The organism is Haloarcula sebkhae, assembly GCF_014647415.1.
Classification (GTDB): domain Archaea; phylum Halobacteriota; class Halobacteria; order Halobacteriales; family Haloarculaceae; genus Haloarcula; species Haloarcula sebkhae.
The window spans coordinates 1,012,415-1,036,190 of sequence record NZ_BMPD01000001.1; the positions used below are offsets into that span (position 1 = coordinate 1,012,415).

23 protein-coding genes are annotated in these 23,776 nt (G+C 64.5%); 12 read left to right on the forward strand and 11 right to left on the reverse strand.

The genetic code is table 11. The features are described from left to right. The first annotated feature begins 178 nt into the window (after nucleotides 1-178). The 4 genes from IEY38_RS05305 (at nucleotide 179) to IEY38_RS05320 (ending at nucleotide 4,748) form a co-directional block, all read left to right on the forward strand. Nucleotides 179-1,477, forward strand: a complete 1,299-nt coding sequence (locus IEY38_RS05305; RefSeq protein ID WP_188975922.1) for an amidohydrolase — start codon at nucleotides 179-181, stop codon at nucleotides 1,475-1,477. 138 nt (nucleotides 1,478-1,615) lie between these two features. Beyond that, nucleotides 1,616-2,623: an ICP22 family protein gene (locus IEY38_RS05310; protein ID WP_188975924.1), complete on the forward strand. Its 1,008-nt coding sequence runs from the start codon at nucleotides 1,616-1,618 to the stop codon at nucleotides 2,621-2,623. Between the two features lie 44 nt (nucleotides 2,624-2,667). After that, entirely contained in the window at nucleotides 2,668-3,945 is a 1,278-nt protein-coding gene (locus tag IEY38_RS05315; protein WP_188975926.1) for an adenosylhomocysteinase, read from the forward strand. A 347-nt stretch (nucleotides 3,946-4,292) separates the two neighbouring features. Next, the gene (locus IEY38_RS05320; RefSeq protein ID WP_188975928.1) at nucleotides 4,293-4,748 is read left to right on the forward strand and encodes an acyltransferase; all 456 of its coding nucleotides are present in this window, start codon (nucleotides 4,293-4,295) and stop codon (nucleotides 4,746-4,748) included. Between the two features lie 134 nt (nucleotides 4,749-4,882). On the opposite strand, the gene IEY38_RS05325 is transcribed toward IEY38_RS05320, so the two are convergent. Next, nucleotides 4,883-5,035 (reverse strand): hypothetical protein, encoded by a 153-nt coding sequence (locus IEY38_RS05325; RefSeq protein WP_167321080.1) that lies wholly within the window; start codon nucleotides 5,033-5,035, stop codon nucleotides 4,883-4,885. A gap of 281 nt (nucleotides 5,036-5,316) precedes the next feature. On the opposite strand from IEY38_RS05325, the gene priL reads away from it, so the two are divergent. Continuing rightward, the gene (priL, locus tag IEY38_RS05330; protein ID WP_188975930.1) at nucleotides 5,317-6,393 is read left to right on the forward strand and encodes a DNA primase regulatory subunit PriL; all 1,077 of its coding nucleotides are present in this window, start codon (nucleotides 5,317-5,319) and stop codon (nucleotides 6,391-6,393) included. Here priL and IEY38_RS05335 read toward each other — a convergent pair. After that, complete coding sequence (locus IEY38_RS05335; protein WP_004590143.1) at nucleotides 6,390-6,599, reverse strand: DUF7472 family protein; 210 nt, start codon at nucleotides 6,597-6,599, stop codon at nucleotides 6,390-6,392. The genes priL and IEY38_RS05335 overlap by 4 nt on opposite strands. A 129-nt stretch (nucleotides 6,600-6,728) precedes the next feature. On the opposite strand from IEY38_RS05335, the gene IEY38_RS05340 reads away from it, so the two are divergent. Beyond that, complete coding sequence (locus IEY38_RS05340; RefSeq protein WP_188975932.1) at nucleotides 6,729-7,376, forward strand: SWIM zinc finger family protein; 648 nt, start codon at nucleotides 6,729-6,731, stop codon at nucleotides 7,374-7,376. A gap of 17 nt (nucleotides 7,377-7,393) precedes the next feature. Here the strand turns inward: IEY38_RS05340 and hjc are convergent, their stop codons facing one another. Beyond that, nucleotides 7,394-7,912, reverse strand: a complete 519-nt coding sequence (hjc, locus tag IEY38_RS05345) for a Holliday junction resolvase Hjc (RefSeq protein ID WP_188975934.1) — start codon at nucleotides 7,910-7,912, stop codon at nucleotides 7,394-7,396. Nucleotides 7,913-8,104: 192 nt separating this feature from the next. Between hjc and IEY38_RS05350 the strand changes: the two genes are divergently transcribed. Then, nucleotides 8,105-9,058, forward strand: coding sequence for a DUF4382 domain-containing protein (locus IEY38_RS05350; protein WP_188975935.1), 954 nt, complete (start codon nucleotides 8,105-8,107; stop codon nucleotides 9,056-9,058). Between the two features lie 3 nt (nucleotides 9,059-9,061). Here IEY38_RS05350 and IEY38_RS05355 read toward each other — a convergent pair whose 3' ends face one another. From IEY38_RS05355 to nirK, 4 genes are all read right to left on the reverse strand, one after another. Continuing rightward, nucleotides 9,062-9,673: a DUF7139 domain-containing protein gene (locus tag IEY38_RS05355; protein WP_188975937.1), complete on the reverse strand. Its 612-nt coding sequence runs from the start codon at nucleotides 9,671-9,673 to the stop codon at nucleotides 9,062-9,064. 36 nt (nucleotides 9,674-9,709) lie between these two features. Continuing rightward, the gene (locus IEY38_RS05360) at nucleotides 9,710-10,606 is read right to left on the reverse strand and encodes an alpha/beta fold hydrolase (protein WP_188975939.1); all 897 of its coding nucleotides are present in this window, start codon (nucleotides 10,604-10,606) and stop codon (nucleotides 9,710-9,712) included. Nucleotides 10,607-10,612: 6 nt separating this feature from the next. After that, the gene (locus IEY38_RS05365; RefSeq protein WP_004516027.1) at nucleotides 10,613-11,356 is read right to left on the reverse strand and encodes a DNA polymerase sliding clamp; all 744 of its coding nucleotides are present in this window, start codon (nucleotides 11,354-11,356) and stop codon (nucleotides 10,613-10,615) included. Nucleotides 11,357-11,512: 156 nt separating this feature from the next. After that, nucleotides 11,513-12,598, reverse strand: coding sequence for a copper-containing nitrite reductase (gene nirK, locus IEY38_RS05370; protein ID WP_188975941.1), 1,086 nt, complete (start codon nucleotides 12,596-12,598; stop codon nucleotides 11,513-11,515). Nucleotides 12,599-12,896: 298 nt separating this feature from the next. On the opposite strand from nirK, the gene IEY38_RS05375 reads away from it, so the two are divergent. After that, nucleotides 12,897-13,688 carry a 23S rRNA (uridine(2552)-2'-O)-methyltransferase gene (locus IEY38_RS05375; RefSeq protein ID WP_170096485.1) on the forward strand — a complete coding sequence of 264 codons (792 nt, stop codon included), beginning with the start codon at nucleotides 12,897-12,899 and terminating at the stop codon, nucleotides 13,686-13,688. A 17-nt stretch (nucleotides 13,689-13,705) separates the two neighbouring features. On the opposite strand, the gene IEY38_RS05380 is transcribed toward IEY38_RS05375, so the two are convergent. The 3 genes from IEY38_RS05380 to IEY38_RS05390 form a co-directional block, all read right to left on the reverse strand. Next, entirely contained in the window at nucleotides 13,706-14,407 is a 702-nt protein-coding gene (locus tag IEY38_RS05380) for a queuosine precursor transporter (protein WP_188975943.1), read from the reverse strand. Continuing rightward, on the reverse strand, nucleotides 14,397-14,573 hold the full coding sequence (locus IEY38_RS05385) for a ribbon-helix-helix domain-containing protein (protein ID WP_004516031.1): 177 nt from the start codon (nucleotides 14,571-14,573) through the stop codon (nucleotides 14,397-14,399). Before IEY38_RS05385 ends, IEY38_RS05380 begins: the two co-directional genes overlap by 11 nt. A gap of 271 nt (nucleotides 14,574-14,844) precedes the next feature. Then, complete coding sequence (locus tag IEY38_RS05390) at nucleotides 14,845-17,043, reverse strand: twin-arginine translocase subunit TatC (protein ID WP_188975944.1); 2,199 nt, start codon at nucleotides 17,041-17,043, stop codon at nucleotides 14,845-14,847. 104 nt (nucleotides 17,044-17,147) lie between these two features. Here IEY38_RS05390 and tatC point away from each other — a divergent pair, with 104 nt between their 5' ends. Both tatC and IEY38_RS05400 read left to right on the forward strand, forming a co-directional pair. Beyond that, entirely contained in the window at nucleotides 17,148-18,767 is a 1,620-nt protein-coding gene (gene tatC, locus IEY38_RS05395; RefSeq protein ID WP_188975946.1) for a twin-arginine translocase subunit TatC, read from the forward strand. 1 nt (nucleotide 18,768) lies between these two features. Beyond that, nucleotides 18,769-19,398, forward strand: a complete 630-nt coding sequence (locus tag IEY38_RS05400) for a histidine phosphatase family protein (RefSeq protein ID WP_188975948.1) — start codon at nucleotides 18,769-18,771, stop codon at nucleotides 19,396-19,398. A 48-nt stretch (nucleotides 19,399-19,446) separates the two neighbouring features. Here the strand turns inward: IEY38_RS05400 and larE are convergent, their stop codons facing one another. Then, a complete protein-coding gene (gene larE, locus IEY38_RS05405) occupies nucleotides 19,447-20,328 on the reverse strand; it encodes an ATP-dependent sacrificial sulfur transferase LarE (protein ID WP_188975950.1) in 882 nt (293 codons plus the stop codon). Nucleotides 20,329-20,468: 140 nt separating this feature from the next. Here larE and IEY38_RS05410 point away from each other — a divergent pair, with 140 nt between their 5' ends. Continuing rightward, on the forward strand, nucleotides 20,469-22,547 hold the full coding sequence (locus IEY38_RS05410; protein WP_188975951.1) for a helix-hairpin-helix domain-containing protein: 2,079 nt from the start codon (nucleotides 20,469-20,471) through the stop codon (nucleotides 22,545-22,547). An 83-nt stretch (nucleotides 22,548-22,630) separates the two neighbouring features. After that, a complete protein-coding gene (locus IEY38_RS05415) occupies nucleotides 22,631-23,758 on the forward strand; it encodes an ORC1-type DNA replication protein (protein ID WP_188975954.1) in 1,128 nt (375 codons plus the stop codon). Nucleotides 23,759-23,776 lie beyond the last annotated feature (18 nt).

A 23,776-nucleotide genomic window follows, 5' to 3' on the forward strand; every position in this document is an offset into this window, starting at 1 on the left:
GTTGTCGGAGTTGCTCTGCCGCCGCCATTCTCTAGCCGACCTGAACGCGCCGGAGCCGAAAGACCCCTGCGGAACAGGCACTGCTGTCACTGCGACACCGCAGAAAGACGTGCCAACACGCCACACAGCAGCGCTGTGGACCCGGCGAACTAAGGCCCGCGGTTGCGAAGCAACCGGCATGAGCGAACTTCTCGTTACCGGCGGGCAGGTCCTTCGGCCGGACATGACCGTCGAGCGCGCGGACGTACTGGTTTCACAGGACAGCGGCGATATTGTGGCGGTTGACGAGCCGGGGGCACTGGACGGCGACGACGAACTCGACGCCAACGACGGCTTAGTCATCCCCGGTCTGGTCAACGCCCACACCCACGTCGCGATGACACTGCTTCGCGGTCTTGCGGACGACAAGCCCCTCAACACCTGGCTACAGGAGGATGTCTGGCCCGTCGAAGCGGAACTGACTGCCGACGACATCCGCGCCGGGGCGGAACTCGGGCTGGTCGAAATGATCCGGTCGGGGACGACAGCACTGTCGGACATGTACTTCGAGGTCGAGGAGATCGCAGACGCAGTCGACCAAGCTGGGATGCGAGCAGTGCTGGGTTTCACCGCAGTCACCGTCGGCAAGGACGACGAGGCCGCGCGGTCTGACCTCCAAGAGAGCCTCGACGTGGCGCGGAAACTTGAGGGTGCGGCTGATGGACGGGTTCGGACGACGTTCCAGCCGCACTCGCTCACGACCGTCGGCGAGGAGTACCTCAGTGAGTTCGTCCCGCAGGCCCTCGACGACGACCTATCGATCCACTTGCACGCCAACGAGACGCGCGACGAGGTGACGCCTATCGTCGACGAACACGGACAGCGCCCGCTCGCCTACGCCGACGATATCGGCCTGCTCGACGGCGACACGTACGTGGCCCACGGCGTCTACGTCGACGACAGCGAAATCGACCTGCTGGCCGAGACTGGCACCGGCGTTGCTCACTGTCCGGCCTCGAACATGAAACTCGCCAGCGGGATGGCCCCGGTGCAGGACCTGCTGGACGCTGGCGTCACCGTGGGTATCGGAACCGACGGCGCGGCCTCGAACAACGACCTCGACATGTTCGACGAGATGCGCGACGCGGCGATGATCGGCAAGCTCGCGGCCGACGACGCCAGCGCGGTCGACGCTGGCACCGTCGTCGAGATGGCGACGGCGAACGGCGCGGCCCTGCTTGGCTTCGACAGCGGCCGCATCGAAGCCGGCGCGAACGCCGACCTAGCGGTCATCGACCTCGACGCCCCGCACCTGACGCCGGCCCACGACCTCGTCTCGCACCTTGCCTACGCCGTCCACGGGAGCGACGTGTGCCACACGGTCTGTGACGGCGAGGTCCTCATGCGGGACCGCACTGTCGAGGTGTTCGACGAGGGAGCCGTCCGCGAACGGGCGAGCGAGCACGCGGCCGCACTGGTCGAACGAGCCGGCGACTGAACAGACGGAATAAACGCTGATAGGGAGTTTTAAACGGTATAAATTCGTCTCAGCCGGTATTTTTGAACGCGCAAACGGCCTGAACGGGATGAACGGGAGGGGGTGTTTATCGCTCTCTCGGCGAACCAATTGGCTACGATGCGCACCAAACTCTTTGCACTGTACGCCGCTGTCGGACTGACCTTGCTGGCCGTCGGTCCGGGACTGGCGGCCGCTGCGGACTCGGCCGGCAACACTGGCGCGGGGAACACCCTCGCGGTCGGTGTCGCACAGGCTGACGACGGCAGCGCGACGGTATCAGTCACACAGAACGAGACGGGCGTTGAGAACGCCTCAGTTGCCGTGGCGACGGCTGACAATACCTCCTACGCCGGAACCGGCAACTACACCACCGACAGCAATGGGACGGTTGGACTGCCCGCCCCCGAGCAGAACGTGACGGTCGACGTGACGGCGACGGCCGACAATCACACCGCAACGACGACGGCGGACCTGACCGTCGCGCCGACGAACGTCACCAACGTGACCGAGTTCGACACCTTCGGACTCGAAGTATCGGCCTACGTGAACGACCTGTTGAGCGACGAGAACCGGACTGGCGGTATCGGCCCGGCCGTCGCCAGCTTCGTGACGGCGAACAACCCCGGCAACGCGCCGGACCACGCCGGCCCGCCCGCACACGTCACTGGTGAGAACGAGTCCGAGGACAACGAGACCCACCCCAGCGAACGACAGGGTCCGCCGGCGGACATCTTCGGTGACGACGAGAACGAGACTGAAAACGAGACAGACGACCGCCGCGGCCCGCCAGAGGACGCCGGACCGCCCGAAAACCGCGGTCCGGACAGCGATGACGCGGAGAACGAAACTGATGACAAAAACGAGACGGACGACGACCGTCGTGGTCCGCCCGAAGACGCTGGGCCGCCCGAGGACCGCGATGACGACGACGTGGAGAACGAGACTGAAGACGACGAGAACGAAACCGAGGAACCGGAAGACGAGACGGAAGACGCGGTAGAAGACGAGACCGAAGAGCAAGATGAGGACGACGATGCTGACGACGGCAACGACAGCGACGACGATGACGACGGTGACCGTGGCCGACCGGACGACGCTGGTCCGCCGGACGACCGCGGTAACTGAGCGGCTTCGGTAGCGTTTTAGGAACTCTCTTCCTCTATCGTGGCATGACGACGCCTATTTCCGAGCGACTTGACGACCTCGACGAGGCTCGCGACTCCGGCCGCCGGAAGATGGACTGGGCCATCCAGCACATGCCCATCTGCGGCGCGCTCCGCGAGGAGTTCGAGACCGAGCAGCCCTTCGCTGGCGAACGCATTGGCATGGCGATGCACGTCGAAGCCAAGACCGCCGTCCTCGCGGAAATCCTCGCGGTCGGTGGTGCGGAAGTCGCCATCACCGGCTGTAATCCGCTCTCGACCCACGACGATGTGAGTGCTGCACTCGACGCCGTCGATGGTATCACCTCCTACGCCGAGCGCGGCGTCGACGACGAGGAGTACTACGAGGCTATCGAGGCTGTCATCGGCCACAAGCCGACCATCACCGTCGACGACGGGATGGACCTCGTCGCGGCCATCCACGAGGACTATCCGGAACTCATCGACACCATCATCGGCGGGGCGGAGGAGACGACGACCGGTGTCCACCGACTGCGCGCGATGGACGATGACGGCGAACTCGACTACCCCGTCTTCGCGGTCAACGACACGCCGATGAAACGCCTGTTCGATAACGTCCACGGCACCGGCGAATCCTCACTGGCCTCGATTGCGATGACGACGAACCTCTCGTGGGCCGGCAAGACCGTCGTCGTCTCCGGGTACGGTGACTGCGGCAAAGGTGTCGCGAAGAAAGCCAGCGGCCAGAACGCCGACGTGATAGTCACCGAAGTCGAGCCCCGTCGCGCGCTCGAAGCGCACATGGAAGGCTACGAGGTCAAGCCGATGGCCGAAGCCGCCGCCGAAGGCGACGTGTTCATCACGACGACCGGCAACCGCGATGTCATCGTCGAGGAGCACTTCGAGGCGATGCAGGACGGCGTCCTGCTCGCCAACGCCGGCCACTTCGACGTGGAGGTCGACCTCGACGCACTGTCGGACCTCGCCGTCGACACCTACGAGGCCCGCGACGGCGTCCAGACCTACGAGATGGCCGACGGCCGCCGCCTGAACGTGCTGGCCGAGGGCCGTCTGGTCAACCTTGCGACGCCAATCGCACTGGGCCACCCCGTCGAGGTGATGGACCAGAGCTTCGGCGTGCAGGCCGTCTGCGTCCGTGAACTGGTCGAGAACGGTGACGACTACGAGGCCGGTGTCCACGCTGTTCCTGACCGACTCGACAAGGAGGTCGCGGAGATCAAACTCGACGCCGAGGGCGTCGAATTCGATTCGCTGACCGATACGCAGGCCGAGTACATGGATTCCTGGCAGCACGGGACGTAGGGCGGGGCGCGACCGCAGGAAGTGGCCCGCCAGACGCGCAGCGGTGACCGAAGGGAACCGCGAGCAGTAGCGATATCCGAGCGGAGCGAGGATATCGAACCGGAACGGGGAGCGAAGCGACCCGTGGCGGACATAGAGTGGGTCGAACGGAGCGAGAACCACTAACAGGTCGAACGGCGAAGCCGTGAGACGTAGGGTGGCCCCCGAGCGTAGCGAGAGGTCGCCAAACTGCGGGCGGCGACCGACGGAATTGACACGGAATAACCGAGCGGGCTCCTGTCGTGAGTCGGGGTGTCAACATCGGTTTGCGACACCACGATAATTACCATCGGCGCTGATGTCTGCGTATGGCTGTCCACGAGACCGCGCAGATCGAGAATGCGACGCTGGGAGCCGTCGAGATTCGAGAATTCGTGACAATCCACGACGCCGAGATAGATGACGGCGTCCAGATTTACGAGGGGGCCTCGATCAAGAAGGCAACCATCCACGGCCCGACCGATATCAACGCAAACGCCTACGTCGAGAACGCAACGGTCGGCGAGTCCGTCCAGATCGGCCCCAACGCCTCCATCGTCGGCGTGACCCACGACCTCACCGACGCCGGCATGGAGTTCCAGAACGACACGTTCGACGAGACAGTCATCGAGAACGGGGCTTTCGTCGGCGCTGGCGCGGTAGTCCTCCCGGGCGTCACGGTCGGCGAAAACGCCGTTGTCGGGGCTGGAACTACTGTAACCGAAGATGTCCCGTCCGAGACTGTGGTCCGGAGCGCCACGGAAACGGTACAGCGCTCCCTATGAGCCGGGACAAAACACTGGTCTCCATTTCCCGGTGAACGGGTTGCCCACCGCGACCGATCGGCCGGGCGGGGGTACTCGTTTCACACAGACACAGAACCGCGTGCTTCGTTGGTGTCGCCGACCGTCGATTAGTCCTACTCGTTTACGTCGACGAAAACTGTCGACTGAATCCACGCAGACGGGTTCTCCGGGTCGCCGATGTGGGCGACCGTATCCACGCCAACATCGTACTCTTCGAACGTCGCTCTGATGCCCTCTTGTGAATCGGTGTCGTGCTCGTGCGTCATCGGTGTGTTCCGTGTGTCGTTTGGCAGTTCCCTCGTCGCGAATGACTGCACTGGTCCAGTTGCCCGACCGGACCGGGTGCCGTCGCCGACCCGCGCGTCCTTACCACACTTCACCAATAGCGAGTGGCGGGCATCCGTCTGTCTACTAGCTGTATTCACCCGTCGCCGGGCCACCTCTATATGTATAGCCCCACAGTCTGGCCGCTCTCGTTGTCGGGAATCCGACACCGATCGTCCCGGTGACGGCAATTTTATTCGCTCCCATCCGAAAGGTGGTGGCAATGGAACCGCTCCACGCACGCTACCCCTTTCTGGCGCGGTCGCGGGAGGCCGTCGAAGCCGCGGCGGTGGACTTGGGCGAAATCGTCGCCACGGACGAGACGGTCACGGCGCGCGCGCTGGAGCGGGTCGAATCGGCAATCACGGACGGGACTGTCGGGGAGCCACACCGACGGACTCGCGTCGAACTGCTTTCGTACCCGGTCGCCCGCGTGCTGGTGTCGCTCGTCGACGTGCACATCTGCACCCGGAAGTACGCGCAGGCGGAGGCCGAGGCAGCATACGACCGGTTCACCGAGGAGTTCGAAACGACGACGGAGCTGAAATCGACCCAGCGCGAGACGCTGGATCGCACGGAACTGCTTGCGGAATTCGACCTCGCGAGTGCTGTTAGCGACGCCGGCGACGGATACCGCGTCGAGGTCGGCGCGTATCTCGATCTGGCGGCCGATCAGCGGGGCGATTCTTGGCGGCTGGTCAATCGGCCACTGGCCGACGGCGAGGTCAGGGTCACCGCCGAGGAACTGAACGTTCTGTTGAAACAGGCGATTCGCCATCGGGTCACTGACGGCCTGCCGTTCACTGTCCCCGACGCTATCGCCGACGAACTGACGGAGGAGGTCGACCGCTTGGAGGAAGTGCTCTCGGAATTGGAACTCACCCGCGAGATCGACACTGTCGTTCCGGAACTGTTCCCGCCCTGCATGAAGTCGCTTCTTGACCAGGTGCAGAAAGGCGAACACCTCGAACACCACTCCCGGTTTGCCATCGCGACCTTCCTCGTCGGTATCGGGATGACGACGGACGAGATCGTCGACCTGTTCCAGGTCAACCCCGGCTTCGGCGAGGAAGCCACCCGGTATCAGGTCGACCACATCCGCGGGGATACCAGCCCGACGGAGTACTCGACGCCGGCGTGTTCGACCATGCAGTCCTACGGCGACTGTGTCAACATGGACGACCTCTGTGAGACGATTTCTCACCCAATGGGCTACTACGAGCAGAAGTTAGACGACACCGACGAGGAGGAACTGGTCGACTGGCGCGAGGACGAGGGCGACGAAGAGGCCGACGCCTAGAACTGCTGGCGTTCGAGCCAGAGGCCGGCAGCGGTCATGAAGACGACGAACAGCCCGATTGCGCCGATGAGTGCATAGCCGCCCGTTGCCTCTACGGTTGACCCACTCAGATACATCTGTGAGGCCGTAACAGTTGCGCCGACGAACAGCACGACGGCGACCGCCGAGATGACGATTTGCAGGAGCGTCTCCCGCTCGATATCCATGCTCTGCGATTTCACAGGGCCGGCAAAAAGGGTATCGAAGCGCTGGAGCCCGCTGGCCGAGCCATTTAGGACCGTGTAGCACCTACGTTTCAACTGGACGCATTGGAAAATACAGCCGCGTCCGCACCTATGACGCTCATCGAGCCAACAGCCGACCGGCAGAGTACCGCACTTGCACCGGACCTCCGTTCCCTCCCGGCCCGGGCCGCCCGCGCTTGGACCGAGCGCATGGCCGTTCGCCCGCGAGCGGGCAGCACGTACGCCGTGACAACGGAGAGCGAGAGCACGTACCTCGTCGACATCGCACAGCACGCCTGCTCCTGTCCCGACAACCGCATCCGCGGCGAGCACTGCAAACACCTCCGGCGTGTCGCCATCGAAATCACTGCCAAGCGGATCGCACCACCGGGCAAGGATCGGGCGACCTGTGACGCCTGTGGGACCGTCACCTTCGTTGCCGCGGACGCACGGACGCCACACCTCTGTGGGCACTGCCGACTGGAAACCGGCGACATCGTGCGGGACCGCGAGACGGGCGACAGACTCGTCGTTACGGCTGTCACAGACACGTCGGCCGACGACTGGACCATTGAGGCGACGGGCGAGACAGTCGCCGACTATGACACCAACGACGGTTACCCGGCGAATGACCTCGTGGTGCTGGCGACGTATCTCTCGGATGCCGTCAGCGTGACCGAGCCGCGAGAATACGCCTTTCCCCTGTCGCGACTCCGTCGCGTCGAGGACGCCGAACTCGTCGACGGTAAGAGTCAGTAATCGGCGCCTGCGAACCCCTACTCTAGCATTGCCGCAGCTTCCTCCTTGCCGAGGTCACCGCGCTCGAAGGCCGACAGGACGTCCAGCACGCTCTGGTCGGGGCCGTCGTCGCCCACCTCGTCCAGCGTGACCTTCTCGGAGTTACCCACGAACTCATCGAAGTCAGTCCCATCGGAGAGTGCCTTCTCCTTTTTGACGCGGTAGTTGCCGCCGTCGGTCGTGTGGAGGTCCGCCGGGTGAAAGAAGTACCAGTCCTCGCGGTCGAACCGGACGCCGATACGCGGTTTCGCGCCGAAGTTCCGGGCGAAAAACAGCAGCGCCTCGACCTCCTCACCGGTGAGATAGATGGGGTCACCGGCGCTGGACTTCGCCTCGATAGCGTAGAAGGTCTCGCCGTCGCCCGAGAGCACGTCCGGCAGTTCCCGCTCGGTCGCGCTGCCGCTTGCCGGCGCGCGCATCACTGCAAAGCCCGCCTCGTCGAGTGCGTTGACCAGTTCGCGCTCGCGGCGGTCGCCCTTCGCGTTCGAGTTTGCCATTATCAGGACGTGGAGCGACGGGGGTAAAACCGTTCAGATACAGCCAGACCGTTCATTCCGTTCAAACAGGCGTACATCGATTTGACCTATCGCGGGGCATATACGGGCGAACACCATCCCACGTCATGGAATGACTACGTACACACCAGCAGCGACAGTAGCGATGGCGACCCACGGCGCGGGGTGGGGCCAATGAGACGGCGACGGTTCATCGCGACAGGCGCTGGCGTCAGCGTCGGTCTCCTCGCCGGCTGCGCCGGATCGAGCGATTCTGGCGAATCTGACGGAACCAGCGGCGGCGAAACCAGTGACGGCGGCTCCACCGATGCGGACACGATGACGAACGACGGCAGAACCGTCGGGACGTTCCGGCTACTGATCAGCGACCAGCCCGCGGCTATCGGTGACTTCGACTCGCTCGACGTATCGTTCTCGAAGGCTCGCATCTTCCACGCGAAAGACAGCGGGGAGACGGACGAAAGCGACGACGCGACCGAAACCGGATCGACGGAAACGGTCACGGCCGACGCAACTGAGACGGACACAGCCGAGCCGACCGCGACAGCGGACGATGACGACACTGCGGATGAGGAGGAAGACGAGGACGAGGAAGAGAATGAGAAAGCCGACGGAGGCGACAGCGGCTTCGAGGTTCGTGACCTCGACGGCGCAACCGTCGACCTCACCAAAGTCCTCGGTGACAAGCCCATCGGCGTCCTCGATGGCGAACTCGAAGCGGGCCGCTACAGTAAGATCGAACTGTACGCCGAATCCGTTGACGGGGTCGTCAACGGCGAATCGGTCGACGTGAAGATCCCGAGCGAGAAGCTCCAGCTCACCAAGCCGTTCGAAGTCGTCGCTGGCGAATCGGTCGACTTCGTCTTCGACATCAACGTCGTCAAGAAGGGCAACGGCGGCTACAACCTCCTGCCGGTCATTTCGGAAAGCGGGGTCGCTGGCAAGGACGTTGCTGTGGAGGAGGTCGGCAGCGACGGTGGGGAAGACGAGACTGACGATGCGGAGGAGGACAGCAACGAGAGCGACGACGAGGAGACCGAAACCGGGACGACGAAAACCGAGACAACCGAGCGCGACTCGCTGACGGAGTCGGACCAGCGCGGCAACGAAACAACGGCTGCCGAGTAGCGCTCAGTCTTCGATTCGTGACTCCAGTTCCTGAATGACCTCGTCGGTCGTGCCGCCGTCGCCGCGAACCGCCTGCGTGTAGCGCCTGTATTCCTTCGGAGACACTTCGACGGTCTTGGTTTCTCCTTTGTGTGAAATCTCGATTTTCACCGTGCCATGGGGGTTGTTCCGTCGTCGGAAGCTCGCCATGGCAGTGAAGACGAACCAGAACGCCACACACGTCCCGATGAAGTACGCCATCGTTGTCTCGAACGCCAGCGTCTGCGCACCGACGGTCCAGTTGTAGGGATACGCCGTTTGAAACAGCCCCACACCGACCAGACAGAGGAACGCGCCGACGCCGACACCGCCCTGCTCGCGGCGGCTTGAAGGGAGGACAGCGACGACGCTCAGGAACATCGCGGGAATACCAAGGCCGCCCAGCGTCCCGCCGAGTTTCTCGGCGGCGTGGGGTTCAGTTGCGCCGACGACTGCCGACAGCGGCGTCGTCACCAGCAGTATCGCGACGACCACCGTCAGCGCGCCGACACCACCCAGGGTCGCGCCGGCAACGACGCGGCGAGGGTCACGGCCCTCCCACCGCCGGTCGCTGTACGCGTCCCCGAGGTTCTCCATACCGGCCCGTTGGCACCCGACCCACAAAACGCTACGTCAGACGCGCGTGCGACGCTGTACGGCGGCCAGCGCATCGCTGCCAGCAGCTGTCAGCGTACCGAGATGGTCGCTGTCGACGGCTTCAAATGAAGCGTCCGGAAGCCGCTGTGCGAGAGCGCGCCCCGTGGACGGGGCAACGTTAGCGTCGTTTTGCCCCTGAAACACGCTAACCGGCACTGAAATGTCTTCGAGGGCAAACGGCCATGGTTGTGAGAGAAGTCGCTGCTCGCGGATGATCCCGCTCGGGCCGCGTGCCATCGACGTGAGCATATCGGCGCGGACGATTCGCGCCACCTCGCCGGCTGCCAGGGTGTCTGTCTCCGGTGTCTCCTCGGCAACGAACCCGACAGCGTAGGACGGGTCCCTGCGGACAGCAAACCATCGCTGCAGTCGGAAGAGTCGCCCGAGCGCCCACGGAGCGTGTCGGGAGAGTGCCCCGACGAACTGCTGGACGCGCCCCGTCGTGCCGACTGACGGCGGGCCGCTGCTACCCAACAGCGCGATTCGCTCTATCTCCGGCAGTCGGTGACAGGCCAGCGCGAACGGGCCGCCGCCGGAGAAGCCGACGGCACCGGCTGCGTTGATATCAAGATGGGACAGAAGCTGCGCGGCGTCGTCCGGCCAGTCTTCGAGCGTGACGGAAGCGTCTTCCGAGTTTCCGATGCCCGGCCGGTCCGGGGCGATGAGGTTGATGCCGCGGTTGCGAGCCGGTGCGGCGAGCAGTCGTGCGATGACGTGTGATCCGGGGGTACCGTGACAGAAAAGAACTGGATAGCCGTCGGCGTCGCCGTAGGTGGCGTACGCCAGCCGCCGACCGTCTGGGAGCGAGAGCGTCTCCGTCTCGGAGTCGTCTGGCAGCCAGTCGGTGGCCGGAACCGGCGGCGCGGACGGCATCTGTCGTTATTCGCTCTGGATGCGCGGCGCGAGCATGTACGTGACTCTGCCCTGCCCCTCGGCGAAGCTGAAGTGCATCTTGACCGGGAACTCCTCGCCGAGTTCCATCTCGACTTCGGCGTCTTTCGGGATGGCCTTGTTCATGTTCTTCAGGTAATCCAGCGAGAACAGCGAGTGGGCGTCCCCGGGGGTGAGGTCGATGAGGTCGTCGCGGGTGAGTTCGAGGTGGACATCGTCTGTGTCGCCCTCGGCGTCGACGTAGAACAACTCCTCGGTGGCGTCGACGCCCAGTGCGATGTGGTCGCTGACCATGTCCGCCGCGGTGACCGACCGGTCGATGTCTTTCCCCTCGATGACGATATTCGCCGAGAGGTCCAGATCCGGGAGGTCGGGCTCCTGACGGATGGAGTCGGGGTCGATCAGCGCGAGGGTGTATTCGAGGCCGTCGATAGAGATGTGGAGTTTCCGCGTCTCCTCGTCGAGATCGAGGTGGACGAGCTGGCCGGCGTCGGCCATGCCGGCGATGTCTTCGAGGCGGGAGAGATTGACGCCGATGAGCCCACCGTCAGTCTCGTAGGACTCGAACGCCGCCGCGTCGAGCCGCAGGTCGACCATTCCAACGTTTGCCGGGTCGACTGCCCGGATTTCCAGCCCGTCTTCTTCGAGGTGGATCTTGCACTCGTCCACCAGCACGCTCACAGAGTCGAGAGTCGCCTGGAGCGTGTCTGCGCTCACGATGGCGTTGAACATCTTGGACCGGACTATGCCCCCATCCATTAAAAAGTCCCTCATTGAAACCGCGTGCGCGCGAGCGACCGCGGGTGGGACGGCGCTCGTGAGCGGACTCTATCGAGTGACCGATCAGAACACGAAGCGGCAGTGCACAGCGTTACTCCGGCGAAGCGGTCAGGCCTCCGGCTCGAACACGTCGGGGTTTGCCGATCCTTCGCGGTTGATGATCGCCATCATGCCCTTGCGGGCGACCCGGGAGAGCGCGTGGTCGACTAGTTTGATCGGGCCGGGCACTTCGGCGTGGAGCGTCGTGATGGCACAGGACCCCGGCTTGACCGGCGTGGTCTGGACGTACTTGTTCGGCGGTCCGGCGATAGCACCCTGCTGCCAGACCTCGTCCCAGACGGACCCGATGGGGTGGAAACTGGAGTCGAGGTTCGGTCCCCCGGTCACGAAGAACACGCGGGCGGTATCGCCGACCGAGATCCTCGGCGAGCCGTATCGGTCCGGCGTGATGGCGTACTTCTCGCCGTTCATCAGGACGTAGGTCGGGTCCTCGGCTGCCATCGCCTCCATGTCGAAGTCGTGGTGGCCCTTCTCGCCCGCCTCGCCGGTGGTGTACAGCTCGTGCTGCCCGAAGTAGAACTCGTGATCCACTTCGGGGAGCCCCTCCTTCGGCTCGACGAGTATCATCCCGAACATCCCCGAGGAGATGTGCATATCGAGGTTCGGGACGGCACAGTGGTAGATGAACGCGCCGGGGTAGGTGGCCTTGAAGCGGAACGTCTTGGTCTGGCCCGGCGTGACCATCGACGCCTCGGCACCGCCCCCGGGGCCGCGGACGGCGTGGAGATCGATGTTGTGGGGCATCGAGTTCCCCTTCTCGTTCGTGATGGTGAGTTCGACTGTGTCGCCCCGGCGAACCCGGATCATCGGGCCGGGAATCTGGCCGCCAAAGGTCATGTACGTGTAGGTGACGCCCGGCTCGACCTCGGCGACCTGCTCTTTGGTGGTCATCTCGACCGACACGGTCTTTGGTTCCGACCGGTCGATGGGGTCCGGGATCGCGGTCGGGTCCGCGGCGATACGGTCGACGTCAGTCTGTTGTGCGCCGTTCATAGCTGGCTCCTGTGGGGTCGTCTCCGCTTCGGTCGCTTGCTCTTTTGCGCCCGGTGCGCTGGCACAGCCCGCAAGTGCGGCCGTGCCGACGCCCAGGGCTTCTAACACCCGCCTCCGCGTCGCCGTCGGAATGGTTGACATTGGGAGGTCACTTCCTACAGATGGGACTCAGCGCGTGACCTGTATATAGGGGGCCGGCAAATCTCAGCCGCTGAGACGCGTTCTTGCGCGGTAAGAACGGCACTGAACGTGTTCGGGCCGGTGGTAATGTAGTCCCGGAAACTGTCGATATCCATCGGAACAACTGACAGCGGCCGTCATGCAGTGGTGACCGGAAACTCCGAGTCGGCATCCATTTCAGCGCTGACCGCCTTCCTCTCACTATGACTACGATTTCGCCATATTTCGGCGGTCGAGACGTACGCGGTGTGTGGTAACTATGTCGGGCAAAGACGACTACTACAACAGAGCGAAGCAGGAGGGGTATCGCGCGCGGTCGGCCTACAAGCTCCAGCAGCTGGATGACACGGCTGGCCTCCTCGGCGAGGGACGGACCGTCGTCGACCTCGGCGCGGCACCCGGCGGCTGGATGCAGGTCGCGGCCGAGCGCATCGGCGAACGCGGCACGCTCGTCGGTGTCGACCGCCAGACAATCGATGACCTAGAAGATCCCGAGCCGACCGTCGAGTACGTCCGTGGCGACATGACCGAAGACAGCACGAAAGACGAGATCCGCGAAATCGTCGGTGAGAGCGACGGCAGCGGGGGTCCGGTCGACGTTGTGATCTCCGACATGGCCCCGAACATGACCGGCCAGTACGATCTCGATCACGCCCGGTCGGTTCATCTGGTCCGACAGGCCTTCGACGTGGCGACGGACCTGCTCGACGCCGGCGGGGACTTCTGTGCGAAGGTGTTCGACGGACAGGACCTCGACGACCTCATCGCCGACATCGAACCGGAGTTCGAGTACGTCCGCGAGGTCCGTCCCGACGCCTCGCGGGACTCTTCCTCGGAGCTGTATCTGGTGGCGAAACACCGCCTGACTGGGCCGGTTCGCGAGGGTGACATCGTCGAAGTCACTATCGACGACATCGGCGAGGAGGGCGACGGTATCGCAAAGGTCGAGAACTTCACCGTGTTCGTCAGCGGCGTCGAAGACGGCCAGACCGTCGAGGTCCGAATCGACGACGTGAAACCCCGGTACGCGTTCGCCGAACCGGTCGAGTAAATCGCTGAGGCCCCTTCTCAGTCGGCTCGCGCTGGGGTCGGGCCGCCGATGTCGTTTCGTCGGGCGAAGCCGACGACGGCGTAAACAAAGGGCGTATCCACGACGGCGATAGCGAGTTTCAGCAGGTACTGGCCCACGATGAGCACCAGCGCCTCGGCCGGCGGGACGCCCTGAAACAGGACGAAGCCGACGCCGACGAAGATGATCGTATCGATGAGCTGGCTGGTGGCTGTCGAGCCGATATTGCGGAGCCAGAGCTTCTCACCGTCCGTTCGGTCCCTGAGCCAGTGGAAGACGAACACGTCCCAGTTCTGACTCACGACGTAGGCCGACAGGCTGGCGACGACGATGGCCGTGCTGGCCCCGAGCACGTTCTGGAAAGCCGCAAGGTCGACCGGCTGATTCGCCTGCGGGAGTCCGGGGGCGAGAATCGTGCTCCAGATCAGCGCCAGCAGAATGAAGTTCATGACGAAGCCAACGTTGACGACGACCGTTGCGGCCCGACGGCCGTACAGCTCTGCGTAGCAGTCGGAGGCGAAGAACGTCAGCGCGTAGGCCAGCGCGGCCCCGGGCAGGACGAGTGTCGACCCGGCAAGCGGGAGCGAAAACGGCAGCGAGAACGCGAGCAGCTTCGAAGCGGTCACTTGCGAGGTGACCAGTGCCGTTACGAACAGCGCGACAAGGCCGACGCGTACCGCCTCCGACCGCTCACTGCTCATCGTCGAGTCGTCCCTGCCGTTCATCGATGTCGTCGAGCATGTCAAGCGTCTTTCGTACTGAGGCGCGGATGGCCTCGCTTCGGTTGACGAACTTCCCGTCCTCGCCGACGTGCTTGTCGATGTCGTTCAGTAGTTCGGCCGGGACTTCGACGCTTATCTTGGGCATATCTGGGGAATATGTCGAGCATATGCTTAGCCACTGCGGTTTGCCGACCGGACGTATCGGCTCGCAGGCGGTCTCCGGGCATCACAAGAGCTACTGCACTCACGACAGGCCGGATGGAGGAAAATCCCAGATTTCGGCCAGTAGAGGAGCGTCTCGCGGGACTGCTATCGGGGTTTCAGGTTGTTATGAGTATCACTGCGCGTTCCACGACCGGGACGGTGGCGCGATCATCGTCGAATAACACTCCCCGACTCGTCTCCGCGAACAGCTATCAGTCAGCCGGTTCGCTGCGCCGGTTCGTCGTCCGCCGGCCGCCGAGCGTGTACACCCAGAGGATGCCGAGGCCGAGCATGTACGCCAGTGCCGTCGGGATGCCGACGATGAACATCGTGAAGATGCCGCTGGGCGAGAGAATCGCCGAGAGGGCGACGATAGCGATGACGACCTCCCGCCAGCGCTCGTACATCAGGCGGAACGGGATGATTCCGCCCTTGTGGAACAGGAACATCGTCACCGGGATTTCCGCCAGCAGGCCGATCCCGACGGTAAGGAAGAACACGAGCCAGCCGAACTTGCTTACTCGGTAGGCGATGACCATGTTCGAGTTCAGCTGGTCGTAGGCGATCCAGGAGATGGTCATCGGGGCCACGTAGAGGAACCCGAGCAGGCTTCCGCCGATGAGTGCGGCGAACAGCGTCCCGCCCCAGACGCCGAGGATATTGCGGTTCCCGATGACGAGGCCGCGCTCGCGCATCGCCGGCCATGCGAAGTACAGCACCACGGGGATGATGGAGACGGCTCCGAGTATCGTCGAGAACTTGACGATGAACACGAGGTGCTCCACGGGGTGGAGTGTGACGATGCTCACGTCGGCGGCCATCTCCGGCGGGAGCCGGCTGACGAACGTCCGCTGTATCGACCCGATACCGCCCTGATAGAGGAACAGGAACGCGGCGGAGAGCACCGCACCGAAGATGCCAAGAATCACGAACGCCCGGGAGGCCAGCGCGCTGAGGATGAACTGGATGTCGTAGTAGTAGCCGCCGATCTCGTCTTCAGTGGTCTCGTCCTCGGTGAAGGCGTCGACCATGCCGGCGGTCGTCGAGGTGAACACGCCTGCGTCTTCCTCGTCCGCTTCGGCGGTCCCGTCCACTCCCTCTGCGGCGTCACCCTCGTCCTCCGGGTCGTCCTCGTGGGCCATGTCCCAGCGGTCGAGGACGGCCTGTGCTTTCTCCTTGTTGTCGTCCGCAAGAGCGCGGTCGGCGTGGGCAAGTGCCTCGTCCTCGGTCATCTCCTCGAACACCTCGGGGGGCGCGACCTCGACGGCCGAGGCGTTGAGTTCGCCAATGTCGATGGCCGTCGGGTCACCGACCTGACCGGGACCGGCTTTCTCTGACAGTGCGGTCAGAACGTGGTAGTACAGGACGACGACAGCACCGATGACACCGAAGCCGGCAGCAATGAGCAGTGCCGTACTTTCGACGGGGAGCCCGAACAGCGCCGGCGGCTGAATGTCGCCAGTGAGCCGGTCGGACGGGAATATCTCGGCGAACTGCTGGATGTACTGGAACGCCGGTGTCGCCAGGACGTAGTACACCACACCGCCGCTCAGCACTGCACCGCCGAGAATCGTGTTCCAGTGCTCACGGGCGACGGTACTGGTACTGACGAGGTCACCGGAGCGCCTGACCAGCATCGCAAGCTTCGCCAGTGCGAGGCTGATCCCGTAGAGGCCACACAGCGGAGCGGCCCACATGATCTGCGTAAAGGGGTCCGGCGGCGAGAACAGCGCACCGAAGGCGAAAATCCCCATCACCGCGTAGCGCCACTTGTCACGGAACGTCTCGTAGGGAACGATTTCGGTGTAGGAAAGCACCGTCATCACCAGCGGCAACTGGGCGGCGAGTCCGAAGGAGACGGCCAGCAGGAAGACGAACTGGAACCACTTGACGATGGAGTACTGCGGCGTGAAGCCGGCCTTGAACGCGTCCCCGGCGAGGAAGTTGAACATCAGCGGGAAGAACAGTTCGTAGGCGTAGGCGACACCGCCGAAAAACAGGCCCAGGCTTATGCTGACGAACAGCGCGCCCTTCCAGGTCGGGATGTGTTCGGCTGGCCACCAGCCGCGCTGGCGGAGCCCGTCGCGGCCGAAGTAGATCAACAGCGGCAGCGACATGAGAATTCCGATGACCGCTCCGATTTTCACCTGCAGGAGGATAACGTCGAACGGCGTGACCGCGACAATGCTCGTGGCCTCCTGTGTGGTGAGGTCCATCTGCGAGTACAGGAGATCGGCACGCAGCGTGTCCCAGACGCCGTACTGCAGTCCCATGATCGTGCCGATCATCCCGATGACGAAGACGATGAACACCTTCTGGAGGTGCACCTGCGCTGAGCGGAGCATCGCGCCGAGCGTGGCGCGCCCACTCTGGACCGTCTGGACGGTGTCCTCGTCGATAGCACTCGCCATCTTCTCTGTGCCTAGCCCAGTGGGCGTTATCAATTTATTCATCCCGGTGACGGCCACTGCTCGAAAAGAAAGTTTACAACACCCACCGTCTAAGCCGGGGACAGATGGAGGACGGTGACGCAGACGACGAGCGGCGCGGGCCCGATGAGCCGTCACTACCGTCCGACGACGAGTCCGACGATTCGTCACTCCCTACCGACCCCGTGGCTGCGGCCGATGCCAATCGGGAGACAGATGACGTGACGGGTCCCGGACCCGCACCGGCCGGCGGCGATGAGAATACTGTTGGCTCACACGCCGCGCCGACTGAAGCCGAATCCAGCGACGGACTGTTCGACCGCGAGGCGTCCGACATTGCCGCCGCTGTGCCGGCTGACGTTCCGACCGACTGGGGCAAGTCGACACCGTCACCGGCTGGTGCCGGTGGTGCTGCGCCGACGACTGGCGGCGGCAATGCGCCGAGCTACGACCCCGACGACGACATCGTCGACGAGGGCGCACCCGACGACGAGGAGATGCCTCTGGCCGACCACGTCGAGGAGATGGCGATGCGGCTGTTCGTCGTCGTCGGCGTGATGGCCGTCGTTGCCGTCATCGCCCTCCCGTACTCCGACGAACTCATCAATTTCCTGTGGTACTCGTTCCTCGACGGGCCGGCCGAGGCCTGTGGGCAGGTCGCCACGAACATCGACGGCAGTGTCGTCGAGGGCGCTGACTGTCCGAACGTGTACAACCCGCTCGCGCTCATTCTGGCGCGTCTCAAGGTATCTTCGCTAGTCGGCTTTATCGTTGCCTTGCCGGTGTTCGTCTACGAGACGTACCTGTTCATGCGACCGGGGCTGTACCCCCGCGAGCGACGCTACTACCTGGCCGCGGTTCCGACGAGCCTCGTGCTCGCAGCTGTCGGCGTCGGCTTCGCGTACTTCGCCGTGCTTCGGGCGATGTTCGATTACTTCATTACCTACTCCGACCGCGCAGCCGACCTCGCGTTCGGCCTGAGCGAGACGTTCAACCTCATCATTCTGATGCTCGGGCTGTTCGCGCTCATCTTCCAGATCCCGCTGTTCGTGATGCTTGCGGTGATGATGGGCGTGACGACGCGCCAGTGGCTGCAGGACCGGCGGCTGTACTTCTGGGGTGGCTTCGCCGCCGTGGCGTTCCTGTTCAGCCCGGACCCGACTGGGATGGCCCCGCTCATGGTCGCTGTGACGATGATCGGGCTGTTCGAGGGTACCCTGCTGCTCCTTCGCTGGACCGGCAGCACGTCGCCGGTCCCGACGGCGGACGACCTCGCCGCGCGCCGTCCGGTCGCGTGGCTGACCGCCGGTATTGCCGGCTACGTCCTCAGCCCCGCACCAGTCCCGACAGGCTATTACGAGCAATTGCCAGCCACAGTCACTGAGACGCTGGCGGCCGTCGGCCTCGGGAACGCCACGCCGATGCTCGTCGGCGGTGGGATGATCGTCCTGTTCGAGGCGCTGGCGTACGTGAACAAGAACTACTACGGCTCGGTCAAACTCTGGCGCGGGTTCCGGGCTGCCCGCCTGCCGGTGTGGGCCGTCGCCATCGTCGTCGGCTACCTCGGCAGCCCCGACCCAACGCTGTTCCGCCTCATCAACCAGTTCAGCCTCCCGAGAAATGCCGCAATCGCCGTCGCTGCCGGCCTCGTCCTCCTCTATGAGGGGACCATCGCCGTCGCACGCTGGCGAAACCGGGGTGAATAAGATGGGAACCCTACTTGTCGCCCGACACGGCGAGACGACGTGGAACCGCGACGGGCGCATCCAGGGATGGGCCCCGAGTCGGCTGACCGAACAGGGACAGAAGCAGGCCACAGCGCTCGGAACGTGGCTCGACGAGCGCTACGGCGTCGACCGGGTCTTCGCGTCGGACCTCCGGCGGACCCGCGAAACGGCCGCCGCAGCCAACGACGGCTACGGTGGGTTACCCGACCCCGAGTTCGACACCGACTGGCGCGAGCGCGGGTTCGGCATCGTGCAGGGCCTGTACGCCGAGGAACTGCTCGATGAGTTTCCCGACCACGACCAAGACGCGAGTGTCATCTCGTTCGATGCGGCCCCGGAGGGCGGCGAGGGCATCCCGGCCTTCCGCGGGCGGGTCGAATCCGGGTGGGACCGGGCGATTGCGACCACCGACGCCGGCGAAACGACGCTCGTGGTCACCCACGGCGGCGTCATCAAGGTCCTGCTGGCGAAACTCACTGACAACGACCCGGACGCGGCGCTGGCGAAGAGTTCACAGCCGAACTGCGCGGTCAACGAAATCCGACTGGACGAGGACGGTCCTGCACTGGTCAGCGAGGAGATGACCGGCTGGCGGACGCTGCTGGACTGAACGATAGTCGCCGCTGAGAAATAGCCCTGCCGGACGAGCGTGAACTTCTTAGTCGACGGACGGATAGTCGGCGTCGAAAACGTTGCTGACCACGTCCTCTGCCTCTTCTTCGGCTGGTTCCTCCGTTTCTGGGCTCACACTGCCGGTTTCGTACCCGTGGAGGTCGAGCGTGACGTGGTCGAAGCCGCAGTCCTCAATGTGGTCGCGGGCGGTGCGAACGAAGTCGGGATCGAGCGCGGTTTCGAGTTCTTCCTCACCGACCTCAATCCGGGCGAGGCCGTCGTGGTCGCGCACGCGGAACTGCTCGAAGCCCCACGTCCGGAGGAGGCGCTCGGCCTTCTCAACGCGGGAGAGTCGTTCTTCGGTCACTTCGAGGCCGGTCGGAATCCGCGAGGAGAGACACGCCATCGAGGGCTTGTCGGCGACCGAAAGGTCGTACTCGTGAGCGATTTCACGGACCTCGGATTTCTCGATGCCGTGTTCCAGCAACGGCGAGTAGGCGTCCAGTTCCTCGACGGCGCGAAGGCCAGGGCGGTGGCCCTCGCCCACGTCGGAGGCGTTCGTCCCGTCACACACCACGTCGATGTCGAGTTCACGGGCGCGGTCGTACATCGCGCCCAGTCGCATCGACCGGCAGTGGTAACACCGCATGTCGTCGTTCTGGATGAACTCCTCGCTGTCGAGTTCGGAGAACTCCACGATCTCGTGGCGGATGCCGATCTCCTCAGCGACGCGGGTGGCGTCCGTAAGCTCGGCGGCGGGGAGCGTCTCAGACTTGGCAGTACAGGCGATGGCGTCGTCGCCGAGGGCGTCGTACGCCAGTGCGGCGACAACACTCGAATCGACCCCACCGGAGAAGGCGATCAGCACGCCGTCTCGCGACTTGAGGTCTTCGCGGGCGGCCGCTAGCTTCTCCGAAACAGCAGACATGGAACGTCTTTCTCGGTGGAGCGCAAAAACGCCTTCGCGTTCGGTGTTTGACTGACCGAGCCGGAGCGGTATTGACCGCTCCGCTGCGCCGGAACCGCTGGCAACGGGTTTTTTCTCGCTGGCGTCGAATGGGCGGGCAGATGGAGCTCGAATCGGTTCCGGGCGTCGGGGCGAAGACAGCCGCGGCGCTCCGGGAACTAGACGACCCGGAGGCGGCACTCCGGGACGGCGACGTGGCGTCGCTCGCACGCGCACCGGGTATCAGCGAGGGTCGGGCCGCCCGCATCGCTCGCGGCGCGATCCGGGCCGAACACGACGACCCCGGTGGGTTCACCGCGACGAAACGCGCCCGCGAGATCCACGAGGACGCACTGGCGCTGCTGACCGACCGGACGGTAACCGACTACGCCGCGAAGCGATTGGAAACGATCTACCCCAGTGGCGTCCGTAGCCGCATCGAGGAGGTCCGCTCGTTCGCCGAGTCGGCGATGACCCGCGAGCCTGACCCGGCAGTACTCGATGCCCTCTCGGCCGTCGAACCCCTGGCCGAACCCGGCGACGTGCGGGTCCGTGACCGCTGTCTGGCGACCCGCGACGCCGAGCGCTACGCCGACGCGCAGGCTGCGATCCCGGAGGTCAGCGTCGAAGTCGTCGACGACGCCCGTCAGCTGGCCGAACTCGCTCGCTCGTACTCGACGGTCGTCGCGCTGGACGAAGCCTTCGCCGGCGTCGACATCGAGGGCGACGTACGGGTAGAACCGAACGCGCTCGAAGAACCCGAATCGGTCGTTCCGGAACGCGTACTCACCTTCTTCGCCCGCAACCGCGACCGGATACGGGCCGCCGCTGAGGTTCACCGCGTCGCCGACCTTGACGCGCCGTGTGATCTGGAGACGCTCCTGTCGGCGCTCGATCAGCTCGACGAGGACGGGGGCGTCAGCGGCGACGAGGAACTCGACCGGCTCGCCACCGCTGTCGACGATCTCGACGCGGCGGTCTCAACCGCAGAAAGCGTCGCCAACGACCACCTCCGTGAGGCCATCGAGGAGCAGGACGTGACCATCGAAGGGACGGACCTGCTGTCGCTGGTCGAACGCGGCGCGGGCGTCGACTCGTTGCTCCAGCGGGAACTGGCCGACGAGTACGCCGCGGCTGTCGAGAAGGCCCGCGACCACCTCGTCGACGCGCTGGCGCTCCGGGACATGGAAGCGACGGCGCGCCGGGCGTTTCCCGACGAGCCCGCCTATCCCGTCGAACACAGCGAAGACGTCGTCGCCCGGCTCCGCGAGGAACTCACCGCGGCGCGCGACCAGCGTGCCACCCGCCGAAAGCGGGAACTCGCCGACGACCTCGCCGAGATGCGCGACGACGCCGCGGCGCTGGTCGATGCGGCGCTGGAACTCGACGTGGAACTGGCGATCGCCCGCTTCGCCGATGATTTCGACTGTACGATGCCGGACGTTACCGAGTCTGAGGGGGTCGCCATTGAGGGCGGGCGCTCCCCGCTGCTCGATGTTCTCTTCGACGAGGTCGAGCCCGTCGACTACGCCGTCGAGGGCGTGACGGTCCTCTCGGGGGTCAACAGCGGTGGCAAGACCTCGACGCTGGACCTCGTGGCGCTGGTGACGACGCTGGCACATATGGGCCTGCCCGTTCCGGCCGAGTCGGCCCGCATCGGGCGGATCTCCGAACTCCACTACCACGCCAAAACCCAGGGGACGCTGGACGCCGGCGCGTTCGAGGCCACGCTCCGGGAGTTCGGAGATCTCGTCGCGGACGTGGACCACCGGTCGCCGACGGCAGCGGATGGGGACGGGACAGCGGCTGGCGACGATGCAACCGCGGACGGCGACGGGCCGGCGGGTGGGACCGACGACCGCCCAGTGATGGTGCTCGTCGACGAACTCGAATCGATAACCGAGCCGGGGGCCAGCGCGAAGATCATGGCCGGCATCCTCGAAGCGCTGGGCGAGCGCCAGGCCACGGCGATTTTTGTCTCCCACCTCGCACGCGACATCAGCGAGGCCGCCGAGACCGACATCAGCATCGACGGTATCGAGGCCAAGGGGCTGGAAAACGGCGAACTGCGCGTCGAGCGCTCGCCGGTCAAGGGAAAGCTCGCCCGCTCGACGCCGGAACTCATCGTCGAGAAGCTCGCCGACGACGGGACCGACGATGCCGATGGATTCTACAGTGATTTGCTCGGAAAGTTCGAGTAGTGACCGCCTGAGACGCACCGACCTGTCACTGTGGGTGAAGCTGTGGCAAATGGTTAAGTGGGCCGCGAAGCTCGGTGAAAGTGATGAGCGACGACCCCGAGGACCGGATGCTCGGCTGGGACGAGTCCGTCTTTCGGGACGAACACGTCTTTGAAATCGACTGGCTCCCGGAGACGTTCAAACACCGGGACACCCAGATGGAGACGCTGAAGTACGCGCTCCGGCCGGCCGTCCGGGGGTCGCGCCCGCTCAACGTCATCGCCCGCGGGCCGCCCGGTACAGGGAAGACGACTGCCGCCCAGATCCTGTTCGACGAACTCACCGCACAGACGGATGTCAAAACCGTCCGGGTGAACTGCCAGATGGACTCGACGCGCTATGCCGTCTTTTCGCGGCTATTCGCCGAGATATTCGACTACGAACCGCCCTCCTCGGGCATCTCTTTCAAGAAGCTGTTTTCCCAGATTACCGATAAACTAGTCGAGGAGGACGAGGTACTCGTCGTCGCTCTCGACGACGTGAACTATCTGTTCTACGAGAGCGAGGCCAGCGACACGCTGTACTCTCTGCTGCGCGCCCACGAGGCCCACTCCGGCGCGAAAATCGGTGTCATCTGCGTCTCCTCGGATCTTGAACTCGATGTCATCGACGCCCTCGATACACGCGTCCAGTCCGTATTTCGCCCGGAGGAGGTGTATTTCAACCCGTACGGACAGGCCGAAATCGCAGATATTCTGGGCGAGCGCGCCGACCGGGGGTTCAACGAAGGTGTCGTCGGGCCCACAGTGCTTGACCGCGTCGCCGAACTGACTGAGGAGCAGGGCGGCGACCTCCGGGTCGGCATCGACCTCCTGCGTCGGGCCGGGATGAACGCCGAGCGGCGCGCCTCCCGCTCCGTCGAAACCGAGGATGTCGAGGCGGCCTACGACAAGTCCAAATACGTCCACCTCTCTCGCCGGTTGCGGGAGCTATCGGACTCGGAGACCGCGCTCGTGGAGGTCATCGCCGCCCACGACGGCCAGCAGGCCGGCGACATCTACGACGCCTTCTCCGAGCAGACGGACCTGGGGTACACGCGCTACTCGGAAATAATCAACAAGCTCGACCAGCTCGACATCATCGACGCCGACTACACAAATGTCGAGGGCCGGGGCCGCTCGCGGGAACTGACGCTCAACTACGACGCCGACGCGGTGCTGGAACGGCTGTAATACGTCGTATTAAACTGT